The organism is Halohasta litchfieldiae (assembly GCF_002788215.1).
GTDB classification, from domain to species: Archaea; Halobacteriota; Halobacteria; order Halobacteriales; family Haloferacaceae; genus Halohasta; species Halohasta litchfieldiae.
Map to the genome: position 1 here is coordinate 1,793,503 of NZ_CP024845.1, position 13,735 is coordinate 1,807,237.

14 protein-coding genes are annotated in these 13,735 nt (G+C 61.3%); 13 read left to right on the forward strand and 1 reads right to left on the reverse strand.

Annotation, left to right across the window (positions count from 1 at the left end; genetic code table 11):
- Positions 1-148: 148 nt before the first annotated feature.
- Complete coding sequence (locus HALTADL_RS09085; protein ID WP_089670610.1) at positions 149-448, forward strand: DUF7130 family rubredoxin-like protein; 300 nt, start codon at positions 149-151, stop codon at positions 446-448.
- Between the two features lie 15 nt (positions 449-463).
- Here HALTADL_RS09085 and HALTADL_RS17740 read toward each other — a convergent pair whose 3' ends face one another.
- On the reverse strand, positions 464-631 hold the full coding sequence (locus tag HALTADL_RS17740; protein ID WP_177171881.1) for a DUF7556 family protein: 168 nt from the start codon (positions 629-631) through the stop codon (positions 464-466).
- 115 nt (positions 632-746) lie between these two features.
- Here HALTADL_RS17740 and HALTADL_RS09090 point away from each other — a divergent pair, with 115 nt between their 5' ends.
- The 12 genes from HALTADL_RS09090 to HALTADL_RS09145 all read left to right on the forward strand — a co-directional run bounded on the left by HALTADL_RS09090 (position 747) and on the right by HALTADL_RS09145 (position 13,735).
- Positions 747-1,604 carry a CBS domain-containing protein gene (locus HALTADL_RS09090; RefSeq protein ID WP_089670609.1) on the forward strand — a complete coding sequence of 286 codons (858 nt, stop codon included), beginning with the start codon at positions 747-749 and terminating at the stop codon, positions 1,602-1,604.
- On the forward strand, positions 1,605-3,398 hold the full coding sequence (glyS, locus tag HALTADL_RS09095; protein WP_089670608.1) for a glycine--tRNA ligase: 1,794 nt from the start codon (positions 1,605-1,607) through the stop codon (positions 3,396-3,398).
- Between the two features lie 13 nt (positions 3,399-3,411).
- On the forward strand, positions 3,412-4,029 hold the full coding sequence (locus tag HALTADL_RS09100; protein WP_089670607.1) for a diacylglycerol/polyprenol kinase family protein: 618 nt from the start codon (positions 3,412-3,414) through the stop codon (positions 4,027-4,029).
- 88 nt (positions 4,030-4,117) lie between these two features.
- On the forward strand, positions 4,118-4,702 hold the full coding sequence (locus HALTADL_RS09105) for a TetR/AcrR family transcriptional regulator (RefSeq protein WP_089670606.1): 585 nt from the start codon (positions 4,118-4,120) through the stop codon (positions 4,700-4,702).
- On the forward strand, positions 4,699-6,207 hold the full coding sequence (locus HALTADL_RS09110) for an MATE family efflux transporter (RefSeq protein WP_089670605.1): 1,509 nt from the start codon (positions 4,699-4,701) through the stop codon (positions 6,205-6,207). Before HALTADL_RS09105 ends, HALTADL_RS09110 begins: the two co-directional genes overlap by 4 nt.
- A gap of 361 nt (positions 6,208-6,568) precedes the next feature.
- Positions 6,569-7,795: an argininosuccinate synthase gene (locus HALTADL_RS09115; RefSeq protein WP_089670604.1), complete on the forward strand. Its 1,227-nt coding sequence runs from the start codon at positions 6,569-6,571 to the stop codon at positions 7,793-7,795.
- 2 nt (positions 7,796-7,797) lie between these two features.
- Positions 7,798-9,279 (forward strand): argininosuccinate lyase, encoded by a 1,482-nt coding sequence (gene argH, locus HALTADL_RS09120; protein ID WP_089670603.1) that lies wholly within the window; start codon positions 7,798-7,800, stop codon positions 9,277-9,279.
- A gap of 170 nt (positions 9,280-9,449) precedes the next feature.
- Positions 9,450-9,620 carry a lysine biosynthesis protein LysW gene (lysW, locus tag HALTADL_RS09125; protein ID WP_089670602.1) on the forward strand — a complete coding sequence of 57 codons (171 nt, stop codon included), beginning with the start codon at positions 9,450-9,452 and terminating at the stop codon, positions 9,618-9,620.
- Positions 9,621-9,678: 58 nt separating this feature from the next.
- Positions 9,679-10,563: a lysine biosynthesis protein LysX gene (gene lysX / locus HALTADL_RS09130; protein ID WP_089670601.1), complete on the forward strand. Its 885-nt coding sequence runs from the start codon at positions 9,679-9,681 to the stop codon at positions 10,561-10,563.
- On the forward strand, positions 10,560-11,630 hold the full coding sequence (argC, locus tag HALTADL_RS09135; protein ID WP_089670600.1) for an N-acetyl-gamma-glutamyl-phosphate reductase: 1,071 nt from the start codon (positions 10,560-10,562) through the stop codon (positions 11,628-11,630). Before lysX ends, argC begins: the two co-directional genes overlap by 4 nt.
- 24 nt (positions 11,631-11,654) lie before the next feature.
- Positions 11,655-12,602, forward strand: coding sequence for an acetylglutamate/acetylaminoadipate kinase (locus HALTADL_RS09140; RefSeq protein ID WP_089670599.1), 948 nt, complete (start codon positions 11,655-11,657; stop codon positions 12,600-12,602).
- On the forward strand, positions 12,599-13,735 hold the full coding sequence (locus HALTADL_RS09145) for an aspartate aminotransferase family protein (protein ID WP_089670598.1): 1,137 nt from the start codon (positions 12,599-12,601) through the stop codon (positions 13,733-13,735). The genes HALTADL_RS09140 and HALTADL_RS09145 overlap by 4 nt, the downstream gene beginning before the upstream one ends.

The following is a 13,735-nucleotide window of genomic DNA, read 5'->3' on the forward strand; positions in this document are numbered from 1 at the left end:
TTTACGGACGCTTTTCGAACCCCTCCGTTTCGAGTGGAGATATTCCGTCGACTGGTTCTGTCGACGGGAGTGAGACAATTTTCGGGCAGAAAGTCACCGAATGCGACTGTTTGACACACTTATGCAACAGCTAGCCGTAGCTCTCCGTATGAGTGAGATGGATCCAACCGAGAGCGTCGACGCACCAGTGAGTGTCGGTGACACCGTATTCAACGAAAACGGTGAGGAGCTTGGGGTCGTCGGCGAACTGATCAACGGTGGGCTTGTCGTCTCAGTCGACGTCGGTGCGGGCGAGCATCAGCGAACGACAAGCGGCGAGTTCGGCGAAGCCTATCTGATGTGGCGGTGTCTGGAGTGCGGCGAGATGGGCGAGATCGAGGATATTCCCGACCACTGTCCGAACTGTGAGGCAAGCAAAGAGTCGCTGTACTACTGGACCGAAGACTGAGGAGTTACAAACAGGTCAACACCACTCGGCGAGGACCGGTGCGTCGGCCTCGCGTACCGAGAGCCACGCGTCATCGCGGCTGATGTCCGCGATGATATAGGAGGGACTACTGGCAGAAGCGTCGATTGAGGCCATCACCTCGGCGTCGGAGCCATCGGCAACAGGTGTGTGTTCCTGTGGCATGGTTCACTGTCACACTTTGGTGCATATAAACGTATCGAATGTACATGTATATACGCGTAGTGAGCAGCAGCAGGCGTTCGGATGATACAAGAGGCTGGCCAACGGTACGCGAACTATGCATGTAGTCGACGTGATGACGCCGCGGTCGGAGCTGGTGACCGTCGAACTCCCCGGCACCCGTGACGACGTTCTGGAGTACCTACAGGAACACGGCTTTTCGTCGGTCCCGGTCGTCAAGGAAAGCGACGGACGCGAGGTCTACCGCGGACTCGTCTCCCGAGACGATCTGATCGACCGCCCCGACGAAGACCAGTTGGCGCTCCTCATGCGTGAGGTGCCGACGATCACGACCGCCGCCGATATCCACGAGGCCGCCGACCTCATGCAGCGCGAGACTGCCCGTCGACTCCCCGTCGTCTCTGAAGACGACGAGACGGAGCTCGCTGGCATCATCACGCTCACCGATGTCGTCCGAGCAATCGCCCGCGCAGAGATCGACGGCGACCGGGAGGTCGGTGAGCTCGCAACGCGAGATGTCAACACCACCTACGTCGAGACCCCGCTGGCGGTGGCCGAACGCGAGATCTACTACGCCAACGTCCCCTACACCGTGGTTCTCGGTGACGAGGGTGAGATGGCCGGGATGCTCACCGAGGTCGACATCGTCGAGGTCGCTCGCGTGGTCGAAGGCGAGGACGACACCGGCGAATCGATTGCTGAACAGGACTCCGAGTGGGCTTGGGAAGGAATCAAGGCAGTTGGAAACAGCTATTTCCCGACTCGAAACGTCGAGATTCCGGCCGAACCGGTTTCGGAGATCATGACCAGCGATGTGGTAACGATCTCCCAAACCAAGACCGCAAAGGAGGCCGCACAGGCGATGATTACGAACGATATCGAGCAGATCCCGCTGGTTGCTGGCGGCGATCTCGTCGGCATCGTTCGGGATATGGATCTGCTCGGGGGGTTGTAGATGGCCGAGCAAAACGAGCTCATGGAGCTGGCCAAACGCCGCGGCTTCTTCTTCGGCTCGAACGGAGCCTACGGCGGGACCGCCGGTTTCTACACCTTCGGCCCGGAGGGTGCGTCGCTCAAGCACAACGTCGAATCGGCGTGGCGCGACCAGTTCACCGTCCGACTCGGCAACGACGAGATCGAGGCCCCGACAATCATGCCGGAAGCCGTCTTCGAGGCCTCCGGTCACTTGGATGGGTTCGACGACATGCTCGTCGAGTGTGCCGAATGTGGCGAAAGCCACCGAGCCGACCATCTGATCGAAGACGCAGTCGCGGATATCGAGGATGCCGAAGCCCTCGGCGTCGACAAAGTCGAAGACCTCATCCGGGAACACGACCTCGCTTGTCCAACATGCGGGGCCGATCTCGCGGACGAGCCGGTCGAGGATTTCAACCTCATGTTCGAGACCTCGATTGGCCCCGGCTCGGGCCAACCCGGCTACATGCGACCCGAGACCGCCCAAGGCATCTTCGTGGAGTTCCCGCGGCTCAAGGAGTACGCCCGTGGACAGCTTCCCTTTGGTGTGACCCAGATCGGTCCCGCCTACCGCAACGAGATCAGCCCCCGGCGCGGCATCATTCGCGTGCGTGAGTTTACACAGGCAGAACTTGAGCAGTTCATCGATCCCGACGAAGACGAGCCACCGCTCGGTGAGGTACGGGACGTTGAGGTCACGCTCTACCCCGCAACTGAGCAGAACGCCGAGGACGGCGGCTACGTCGACACGACCATCGGTGAGGCAGTCGACGAGGAGATCATCGGCTCGCCGTGGGTCGCCTACTATCTCGGCATTGCCCAAGAGTGGTACGAACGCGTCGGCGTCGACATGGATCGGTTCCGGTTCCGCCAGCATCTCACCGGCGAACGGGCCCACTACGCCGCCGACTGTTGGGATGCCGAAAGCGAGATCTCGGGCAACTGGATCGAGATCGCGGGCTTCGCCTACCGCGGCGACTACGACCTGACCAAACACGGCGAGTACTCCGAAGACCGGTTTACGATCTTCAAGCGCTATGACGAGCCGGTGACCGTCGAAAAAGCAGTCGTCGACCCCGATATGTCGGCACTCGGTCCCGAGTTCGGCGGTGCGGCCGCCGACGTGGCCGAGGGGCTTCAGGCGCTCGCTGAAGACGACCCCGACGCCTTCGAGGGCGACGAGGTGACAGTCGAAACTGGGGGCGAGAGCTACACGGTCGACACCGAGGTAGCGAACTTCTCGGTCGAAGAACAGACCGAGTCGGGCGAACACATCACGCCCCACGTCGTCGAGCCATCGTTCGGTGTTGGCCGAACGGTCTATACGCTCCTTGAGCATGGCTACAGCACCGACGAGGTCGACGGCGAGACGCGAAGCTATCTCTCGCTGAAACCCGAGGTCGCCCCGACCAACGTCGCGGTGTTCCCGCTGGTCAGCAACGACGACCAACTGATCGACGTAGCGGAGAACGTCTCGCGGTCGCTTCGGCAGGCTGGGATTTCGGTCACCTACGATGATTCGGGCTCGATTGGCCGCCGCTACCGCCGACAGGACGAAGTCGGCACGCCGTTCTGTGTGACCGTCGACCAAGACGGGCTCGAAAGCGACGGCGAGCCGACAGTCACGCTCCGCGAGCGGGATTCGGCGACCCAGATCCGGCTCCCGGTTGAGGCGGTGGCCGAAGAGCTGGAGGCACTGCTGGCGGGCAACCGGGGCTTTAGCGACCTCAGAGATCGTTACGGCAATGTCGAAACCGACGTGACGACAACGTGAGCAGGACTGCGCGATGAGCGAATACAGTCGACGGGCAGTCCACATCAGCGGTGTCGGCATGCCACTGCTGTACTTGCTTGGGTTAGCAACGTGGACACAACTACGGTATTTCATGATCGGTGCGACCCTGGTCACGTTCGCCTTAGAGTTCCTGCGCCTCGGTGTCGGACTGAACCACTGGCTCTACGATGAACTGACACGAGAGTACGAACAGGACAACGTTGCGGGCTACCTGTTTTATATGTCGAGTATGACTCTCGTCGCGCTGCTGTTCGGTCCGGCAGTCACGATTCCGGCCATCCTGATGTTGACAATCGCCGATCCGATCAGTGGCGCGCTGGGCGCAAACGGTCCCCACGAACACAAGCGACCGGCGGTCATTGGCGCGACGTTCGGCGTCTGTTTCCTGCTTTCGGCGCCGTTTACGGTGGCATGGAGCACACCAGCCGTGGGCGCAGCCGCCGCGGCTGGCGGCGCACTGCTGGGAGCCATCGCAGACGGCGTCAAACCGATTATTCGCGGGGTGGCTGTCGACGACAATCTCACGCTCCCGCTGGCGGCTGCAGTCGGTATCGCCGGCACGTTCTGGCTGCTCGGCGTCGACACCGGCTTCGATCCGGTCTGGATGTAACTGTATGCCACGTTTTCTGGACGAAAAATGAGCGCAGGCCGCCGTACCAAAGCATACTTACTAATTAGTCAGTAAGTGGGAGGCAACGATGGATACGGAGACCACCGACACGATCATCCGGGCAACCGGTCGGAGCCTCTGTGAGTATGGGTATGCAGATCTCACGATGCAGCGGATCGCCGCGGAGTCCTCAGTGACGACAGCGGCGATCCACTACCACTTTGATACGAAAGAAGAGCTACTGAACGCGTTTCTCGATGACTTGGTCGACCGGTTCGAACAACAGGTGAGTTGTGAGTCATCTGACCCACGCCAACAGCTCACAACGCTTCTCGATGCAGTGTTTAGCCCACCGAAATCCAGCAGCGATGAGTTTCCGGTCGCACTCATGGAGCTGAAATCCCAAGCACCCTACCACGACACCTATCGGGACCGGTTCCACGAGTTGGACGACACAGTCCGGACAGTCGTCACAACGGCCGTCGAGGAGGGGATCGAGTCAGGCTACTTCGCGGACGTCGACGCCGAAGAGATCGCGCGGTTCGTCAGCACGGCAATCAACGGCGGCCACGTTCGAATGGTCGCACTCGGCGAAGAGCCTGCGAAAACCCGCAACGTGGTCGAAGACTATCTCGAAGGGCAGTTGGACTGGAGACCGGAGGAACGCGCGTGAGCTTTTTTAAAGGACAGGAGGAACTCGAACTGACAGAGGGCGGTATCCTCAAGCCGTTAGTCTACCTTTCACTGCCGATTGTGATCACGAACCTGCTGCAGACCGCGTACAATCTGGCCGATACGTTCTGGCTCGGCCGCTACTCGACGGAGGCGCTGGCAGCCATCTCGTTTGGCTTCCCGATGGTGTTTCTGCTCATCTCGCTTGGGATGGGGCTGTCGGTCGCAGGGAGTGTGCTGGTCGCCCAGCATACGGGGGCCGGAGAGATCGAACAGGCCGAGTACGCCGCCTCCCAGACGGTCACCTTCGCGCTTATTGGCTCGGTCATCTTGGGGGTCGGCGCCTACCCATTCATTGAGGGGTTTCTCGCGTTCCTCGGGGCCTCACCCGAGGTGTTGCCGGGAGCGACCGCCTACATGGAGGTCATTGCGCTCGGCCTGCCGTTTATGTTCGGCTTTTTCGTGTTCATTGCGCTCATGCGCGGGGCCGGTGATACGATCACCCCGATGGTCGTCATGTTCGGAACCGTCGTGATCAACGTGATTCTCGATCCCTTCCTCATCTTTGGCTTCGAGGCCAACCCGCTGTTCGGGATGGTCGGGCTGGCCGGGCTCCAAGCGGACCTGTTCGCCGCGACGGGGTTCACCGGTATGGGGATCGAGGGGGCAGCTATCGCGACCATCTTCTCGCGGAGTCTCGCGATGGTCGTCGGTCTCGGCATCATGCTGTCGGGGAGCCGTGGGATTCAGATACATCTCGTCGACATGAAACCCGACTTCGAGTACCTCCGCAAAATCCTCAAGATCGGGGTCCCGGCCAGCATCGAGGGGACCGGTCGTGCGCTCTCGATCAACGCACTGTTGATCGTCGTCGGGCTGTTTTCGACCTCGGTCGTCGCAGCATTCGGGATCGGAACCCGAGTGCTGTCGGTCATCTTCCTGCCAGCAATCGCCGTTGCCCGCGGTGTGGAGACGATGTCGGGCCAAAACATCGGGGCGGGTAACTACGACCGCGCCGAGACGGCAAACTACCTCGCAGCCAAAGGGCTGTTCGTCATTCTCGGGGTCGTCGGTGTACTCATCTTCCTCGTTCCGACACCCATCGTCGGTGTGTTTACCAACGATCCTGCTGTTATTGAGGAAGGGACCACCCTCCTCCGGTACGTCTCGCTGTCGTTCGGGTTTACTGGTATTATGCGGGCGTTCGTCGGTGGGTTCCGCGGGGCGGGCAAGACGCTCGTCGCTGCGGCGATCTCGATTCTGACACTCGCCGGGATCCGACTGCCGGTGGCCTACATCGCCTCGCAGTTCCGGCTGCCGATTCCCTACGCCGATCTGGTCTTCGGCGTACGTGGGATCTGGACCGCGTTTTTCGTCTCGAACGTTGCCGGAGCGGTGATCGCGTGGCTCTGGTTCCGGCGCGGAACGTGGCGCGAAAGCGACGTTCGGGGCACGGGTGGACCAACAGTGGAACCCGATGTCGACGCCTCGGCTGGCGACGACTAATCGAGCGTATCGAGACCAACCATGGCATGTGGGAGCCACACATGCAAAGCGGGATCACGCAACCGTTTTGTAGGAGACCCCAAATAGAGGAACTAATGGCAGTTAGTCGTCGACCGAGTTCGCTTCTTACCCAAGAGCGGCGGCGACGGTGCCAGCGGGCACCCCGGCGACTACCGCGAGCGGGGCGGCCATACGTGGCCGACCTCGCCTCGTTTTGACGACCGGGCCGACGATTTCGGTCCGATCGTTGTCTGTTTTCTTCCCTGACTCCCTGTTTTCAGGCGCGTAGCCTGCTGTATACCGCTATTTTCAAAAAATTAAAGCGCTGAATTTAAGGCCCCTAACTCATACAGTGTAGGTAATGACAAAACGCGTGGCACTGGCGTTCAGTGGCGGTCTGGATACGACCGTCTGTGTGCCGGTTCTCGAAGAGGAGTACGGGTATGACGAAGTAATCGGCGTCACCGTCGACGTCGGCCAGCCGGCAGAAGAGTTCGAAGAGGCCCGAGAGACCGCCGAGGCGCTCGATCTCGAACACCACGTCGTCGAGGCAAAAGAGGAGTTCGTCGACCTCTGTTTCGATGCCGTTCGTGCGAATGCGGACTATCAGGGCTACCCACTCGGCACCGCACTCGCCCGCCCCGTGATCGCTAAGGCGATTCTCCGCGTCGCCCAGGAGGAAGGCTGCGACGGGATCGCCCACGGCTGCACAGGGAAGGGCAACGACCAGCTCCGATTCGAGGCCGTCTGGCGCGCCTCCGATCTGGAAGTCATCGCGCCCGTCCGCGAGATGGGAATGACCCGCGATTGGGAGATCGAGTACGCCGCCGAGCGTAACCTCCCCGTGCAGGCTGGCAACGAGGGCACGTGGTCTATCGACACCAACCTCTGGAGCCGATCCATCGAGGGCGGCGACCTCGAAGAACCCGACTACGTCCCCGGCGAGGAGATCTACAACTGGACCACCGCGCCGAGCGGCGAGACGGAGGAGATCGAAATCGAGTTCGAAAACGGGTATCCGGTCGCGCTCAACGGCGAGGCGAAGGACCCCATCGAACTCACCGAGGAACTCAACGAACTCGCTGGCTCCTACGGCGTCGGTCGGACCGACATGATGGAAGACCGTATGCTCGGCCTGAAGGTCCGCGAGAACTACGAGCACCCCGCCGCGACGACCCTCCTGAATGCCCACGAAGGTCTCGAAGCGCTCGTCCTCACCAAAGAGGAACGCGACTTCAAGCGACAAGTCGACGACGAGTGGAGCCAGAAAGGCTACGAGGGCCTCGTGGATGGTCCCCTTGTCGCCGCACTCGAAGGCTTCATCGAGGAGACCCAAACGAAGGTCACCGGCTCGGTGACGATCCGATTTGAGGGTGGCCAAGCACGCGTCGTCGGCCGCGACAGCGACTACGCAGTGTACTCCGCCGATGCAGCCTCGTTCAACACCGAGACAGTCGGCAAGATCACCCAAGAGGACGCGACTGGTGTTGCCAAATACCACGGCTATCAGGACCGCATTGCGGCCCAAGCGAAGAAGGCCGCCGAAGCCAAGAAACAGGTGTCGACTGACGGCGGCGACGAGGAGTAAGTATGACAGGAGACTCGACAGCAGGCGAGGACGAAACAGTCGTTCGCCGGGACCGCTTCAGCGGCGGCCCAGCCCGCGAATTCCTGTCGAGTCTCGCTGGCGACAGCCGGATTTTTGCGGCTGATTTGGCGGTCGACCAGGCACACGTCGTGATGCTCACCGAACAGAGGATCATCAGCGACGAGGAGGCGGGTGACATTCTCAGCGCACTCGCGGCTGTCGAGACGGCAGGCCACAGTGAACTCCCTGACGGCGAGGATGTTCACGAGGCCATCGAATCGGCAGTCATCGACCGTGTCGGCCCCGATGGCGGCAAGATGCACACCGCCCGGAGCCGTAACGACGAGGTGGCCGCCTGTATTCGCTACCGACTCCGCGAGGATCTCTTAGAGGCCGCCGAAACGACCCTTGCGCTGCGCGAGGCACTGATCGAAGCGGCGGCTGAGCACACAGAAACCCTGATGCCCGGCTACACACATCTCCAGCCCGCCCAGCCGATTACGGTGGGCCACTTCCTCATGTCGTATGCGTCGACAGTTGCCCGTGATACGGCGCGCCTGCTGGATGCCTACGACCGAACCAATGAATCACCACTGGGCGGCGCGGCCTTCGCGGGCACACCGTTCGATATCGACCGCGAGCGCACAGCCGAGTTGCTCGGCTTCGACAGTGTGGTCGACAACTCGATGGACGCCTCCTCGGCACGGGACTTCCTCGCCGAGGCAACAAGCGCGCTGGCGATTCACGCCACAACGCTGTCGGGGCTGGCCGAGGACATCATCATCTTCGCCAACAAGGGCTTTCTCGATCTGTCGGACGACTACAGTTCGACCTCGTCGATCATGCCCCAAAAGAAAAATCCCGACACGCTGGAACTGACTCGCGCGGTCGCTGGCGATGCGACCGGCGAACTCACTGGACTGCTGACGACGCTCAAAGGGTTGCCGAGAGCCTACAACCGTGATCTCCAGCGCGCCCATCCGCATACGTTTCGGGCGGTCGACGCCGTCGTCGAAGCCTCGTCGGTCGCAGCGGGCGCAGTCGCCACGGCGACGTGGAACGAAGAGCGACTGGCCGCCGAGGCCGGAGCAGGCTTCTCGACGGCGACCGGAATTGCGGATCTGCTGGCGATGGCCGGACTCCCGTTCCGGACTGCCCACGAAGTCGTCGCGCTGGCTGCCGAGGAGTCCGAACAGGAAAACACAGCAGTCTCAGCCGCAATACTTGACGCAGCCGCCGAGGAAGTACTCGGTGACTCGCTGTTCGAGTTCGTGAGCGAGGAGGCTGTCACCGAGGCACTCGATCCGGCCCAGAGCGTCGACAGCCGAGATTCACAGGGCGGCCCGGCTCCCGAGGCTGTCGAAGCGACCATCGCGGGCGCACGCGAGACGTTGGCGGTCGACAGCGAGAGACTGGCTGACGAACGCGAGGCACTGGCAGCCGCCGAATCAGAGCTGGCCTCGGAGGTCGACGACTATGTGTAGACTCCGGCGACCCCCTCTGGGGGCAACATACCGCCATGAAATTCGGCCGTGAATTTCTACGATGCGCTGAAACGCAATAAACTGCCCTGAGTGGTTACTCCGTCTTTTGTAAATTTTCAGACAAGTTCGATGTGTTTAAGTATATAGGTTGGCAACGATTGGGTACATACATGAGCGACGCAGAATGCCCGGAGTGTGGGGCTGAGGTTTCCCTGCACGACGACCTCGAAGTAGGAGAGATCATCGACTGTGGAACCTGTGGCGCGGAACTCGAAGTCATTTCGGCCGACCCACCGGTTCTCGAAACGGCTCCGGAACTCGAAGAGGACTGGGGCGAGTAAGTTTGGCAGCGACGACCGCAGCCGCGGTGGCGTTTTCACGCCATAACGTGACAAAACTATGAAAGTCGGAATTCTGTATTCGCGGATTCGCAAAGACGAGAAGCTCCTGCTGGGTGAGCTGCGGGAGCGGGACCACGAGATCGAAAAGATCGACGTCCGAAAGCATCAGTTCGGACTCGATGGGACGACAGCCGACGTCGAGGACTGCGACATTGTCGTCGACCGTTGTCTCTCAACGAGCCGGTCGCTGTATGCGACCCGGTTTATCGACCACTACGGGGTTCCGGTCGTCAACAGCCCCGAGACTGCCGACATCTGTGCCGACAAGGCCAAAAACAGTCTCGCGCTCGATGCGGCTGGCGTGCCGACACCAGAGACGAAGGTCGCCTTTACAACTGACACCGCGATGGAAGCCATCGAGGAGTTCGGCTATCCCTGCGTCTTGAAGCCGGTCGTCGGCTCGTGGGGTCGACTGATGGCGAAAATCGACTCCAAGAGCGCCGCCGAGGCGATTTTGGAACACAAGAAAGTCTTGGGCCACTACGAGCACAAGGTATTCTACATTCAGGAGTTCGTCGACAAGCCGGGACGCGATATTCGCGTCTTGGCGGTCGACGGCGAGCCGATTGCCGCGATGACCAGAACTTCGGACCACTGGCTGACCAACGCCGCCAAAGGTGGCGAAACCGACGACTTCGCGCTTGACGACAAAGCGCTCGAACTCGTCGAGAAGGCCAGCGACGCAGTTGGTGGCGGCCTGCTCGGCGTCGACCTGATGGAGGTCGGCGGCGAGAAAAGCGGCGAGTACACCGTCCACGAGATCAACCACAACGTCGAGTTCAAAGCCCTCGATAGCTGTGTCGACATCGACGTTCCGGCCGCCGTGGTCGACTGGTTGGAATCGAAAGCCAGTAACCAGACTGACGAAATTACGACTACATGAGCAGTGGAAACGACGCCGGGGCGAGCGGGGAAACCTACACCGCGAGCGTCATCGGCGGCACCGGATTTACTGGCGGCGAACTACTCCGCCTGCTTGCAGGCCACCCGAACTTCGAAGTCGCACAGGCCACGAGTCGGTCGAAGGCGAACAAGACAGTCGGTCACTCACATCCCAACCTTCGTGAGTTGGATCTCCGATTTAGCTCGCCCGACGACCTGGAGTCGGTCGACGTGCTGTTCGCAGCGACGCCCCACGGCGTTTCGATGGAGCAGATCGACACCTTCGAAGAACACGCCGACACGGTCGTCGACCTCTCGGCGGACTTCCGCTTAAATACGGCCGAACAGTACGAGGAGTGGTACGACGGCCACAGTGCGCCCGAATACCTCGATAAAAGCGTCTATGCCCTGCCAGAACTGACTCGCGACGAGTTGCCCGGTGCGGAGCTGATTGCGAGCGGTGGCTGTAATGCCACGTCGACGATTCTCGGCCTCAAACCGATGTTCGATGCTGGGATTCTCGACGGGAGCGAGGATATCGTGGTCGACGTCAAAGTCGGCTCCTCGGAGGGTGGCGCAGGCGGCGGAGCCGCATCCAGCCATCCCGAACGCTCTGGCATCGTTCGCCCGTACGCACCGATTTCCCACCGCCACGAGGCCGAAATCGAGCAGTTCCTCGGTGTCTCGGTGTCCTTTACGGTGCACGCGGTCGACATGATCCGTGGCTCGTCGGCGACCTGCCACGTGTTCCCCGGCCAGCCCGTTTCAAAGGGTGACCTCTGGAAAGCCTACCGCGGGAGCTACGAGGACGAGCCGTTCATGCGGCTGGTCTCTGGCGGCAGCGGTGTCTACCGCTACCCCGAGCCGAAGGCGGTCGCCGGAACCAACATCGGTGAGGTCGGCTTCGATCTCGACGCCTCGAACAAGCGCATCGTCGCCTTCTCTGCAATTGATAATATGATGAAGGGCTCGGCCGGGCAGGCGATCCACGGCACCAACATTGCGCTCGGCCTCGACGAAACAGCAGGCCTCGACTTCGCAGGTCTGCACCCGGTAGGCGCTCCCTAACGCCGCCGAAGACGAGTTATTACTATGACCGGATACGACACGACAGATTCGATTGAATCGGCCGCCCACCGGGCGAACCAGCTTCTCGCGGACGGTGGCACTCGGCCACCGGTCGTGGTGAAAATCGGCGGTGCGAAAGCCGTCGACCCCGAAGGCGCAGTGAGCGACATCGCCTCGCTCGTCGCGGATGGACGTGATGTAGTCGTCGTCCACGGCGGGTCGACCGCCGTCGACGAGACGCTCGAACGCATGGACATCGAGCCGACCTATGTCGAAACACCCGGCGGTGTCACTGGTCGCTTTACTGACGAGGAGACTATCGAAGTCTTCGAGATGGTGATGGCCGGCAAACTCAACACCGAACTGACAACGCTGTTTCGGAACGCTGGCGTCGACGCACTCGGCCTCTCGGGTGTCGACGGTGGCCTGCTGACTGGCCCCCGGAAATCGGCGGTTCGCGTGCTTGAAGACGGCAAAAAGAAGATCAAGCGCGGCGACCACTCCGGCAAGATCACCGACGTTAACGACGACCTACTGGCCGATTTGTTGGCCGATAGCTATACGCCAGTCGTGAGCGTCCCGATGCTTGGCGAGAACAAGGATGGGTCGGTGACCCCGGTCAACGCGGATGCCGACCGCTCGGCGGCAGCGATTGCGGGCGCACTCGGCGGAGAGCTTATTATGTTGACTGACGTGACCGGAATTTACGCAGACCCCGAGGACCCGGAGACGCTGATCGAATCGGCCTCAACAGCCGAGGAGTTGGATGCAGTCAAAACGGCCGCAGAAGGATTTATGACAAAGAAAGTGATGGCAGCGACCGAGGCACTGGAGGGCGGCGCACCAGCAGTGTACGTCGCGGATGCGAACAGCGACAACCCAGTAACCGATGCGCTCGGTGGCACCGGAACGACGATCCACCGGAGTGTGCTGGATGCTGACGAAGACGGGCCAGCGGAGGTCGACCAATGAGCGGCTTCGTCTTCTCGGAGAAGCCAATCGATATCGACCACGGCGAGGGCCCCTTCCTCTACAGTGAAAATGGAACCGAGTACCTCGATTTCGGTGCCAGCTACGCGGTTGCACCGCTGGGTCACAGCCACCCTGACGTGACCGCAGCCATCCAACAGCAGGCCGAGACGCTGACCTACGTCCAAGCGTCGTACCCAGTCGACGTCCGGACCGAACTCTACGAACGACTTGGAGACCTCGCGCCCGGCGATCTCTCGAAAGTCTGGCTCTGCAATTCGGGCACTGAGGCCAACGAAGCCGCGATGAAGTTCGCCCGGAGTGCGACCGGGAACTCCAAAATCGTCGCCACCAAGCGCGCCTTCCACGGTCGCACCATGGGCGCGCTGGCGATGACATGGAAAAAGAAGTACAAGGCCGCCTTCGAGCCACTCGCTGGCGACATCGAGTTCGTGTCCTACGGCGACGAGGAGGAACTCGCAGACGTTGTCGACGACGAGACGGCGGCGGTCTTTTTGGAACCAGTCCAAGGCGAGGGCGGAATTCATCCCGCGACGGTCGACTACCTCGAATCGGCCCGCGAGGTGACCGAAGATGTAGGGGCAGCACTCGTGTTTGACGAGATTCAGACCGGTGTCGGCCGGACTGGAACGCTGTGGGCCTGCGAACAGGCTGGCGTGGTTCCAGATATACTAACGAGCGCGAAAGGCATTGCAAATGGGATGCCGCTTGGCGCGACGCTGTGTGCCGACTGGATCGCCGAAGACTGTGGGAATCACGGCTCGACATTCTCTGGTGGGCCGGTCGTCGCCGCCGCAGCGAACGCAACCCTCGAAACGCTGATGGACGAAGATGTGCCCGGTCACGCTGCAGAGATGGGCGAGTACATGATGGCCGAAATCGAGGCGGCTGCCGGAGAACACGACCTCCCGGTTCGGGAGGTTCGCGGCAACGGGCTGATGATCGGTGTCGAGGTCAAACGCGGGGCCAATCGAGTCCTGCGTGATCTCGCAATCAACCATCAGGTACTCGCGCTTCCGGCAGGCCGGACCGTCGTCCGCTTCCTGCCGCCACTGACGATTGAAAAGGACCACGTCGACAGCGTCGTCGACGCACTGACGGAGGCACTCTCGTAA

Bases quoted from the DNA above. Each gene is read 5' to 3' on its own strand.
- HALTADL_RS09085 (WP_089670610.1), top strand. From the start codon at position 149: ATGAGTGAGATGGATCCAACCGAGAGCGTCGACGCACCAGTGAGTGTC.
- HALTADL_RS17740 (WP_177171881.1), bottom strand. From the start codon at position 631: ATGCCACAGGAACACACACCTGTTGCCGATGGCTCCGACGCCGAGGTG.
- HALTADL_RS09090 (WP_089670609.1), top strand. From the start codon at position 747: ATGCATGTAGTCGACGTGATGACGCCGCGGTCGGAGCTGGTGACCGTC.
- glyS (WP_089670608.1), top strand. From the start codon at position 1,605: ATGGCCGAGCAAAACGAGCTCATGGAGCTGGCCAAACGCCGCGGCTTC.
- HALTADL_RS09100 (WP_089670607.1), top strand. From the start codon at position 3,412: ATGAGCGAATACAGTCGACGGGCAGTCCACATCAGCGGTGTCGGCATG.
- HALTADL_RS09105 (WP_089670606.1), top strand. From the start codon at position 4,118: ATGGATACGGAGACCACCGACACGATCATCCGGGCAACCGGTCGGAGC.
- HALTADL_RS09115 (WP_089670604.1), top strand. From the start codon at position 6,569: ATGACAAAACGCGTGGCACTGGCGTTCAGTGGCGGTCTGGATACGACC.
- argH (WP_089670603.1), top strand. From the start codon at position 7,798: ATGACAGGAGACTCGACAGCAGGCGAGGACGAAACAGTCGTTCGCCGG.
- lysW (WP_089670602.1), top strand. From the start codon at position 9,450: ATGAGCGACGCAGAATGCCCGGAGTGTGGGGCTGAGGTTTCCCTGCAC.
- lysX (WP_089670601.1), top strand. From the start codon at position 9,679: ATGAAAGTCGGAATTCTGTATTCGCGGATTCGCAAAGACGAGAAGCTC.
- argC (WP_089670600.1), top strand. From the start codon at position 10,560: ATGAGCAGTGGAAACGACGCCGGGGCGAGCGGGGAAACCTACACCGCG.
- HALTADL_RS09140 (WP_089670599.1), top strand. From the start codon at position 11,655: ATGACCGGATACGACACGACAGATTCGATTGAATCGGCCGCCCACCGG.
- HALTADL_RS09145 (WP_089670598.1), top strand. From the start codon at position 12,599: ATGAGCGGCTTCGTCTTCTCGGAGAAGCCAATCGATATCGACCACGGC.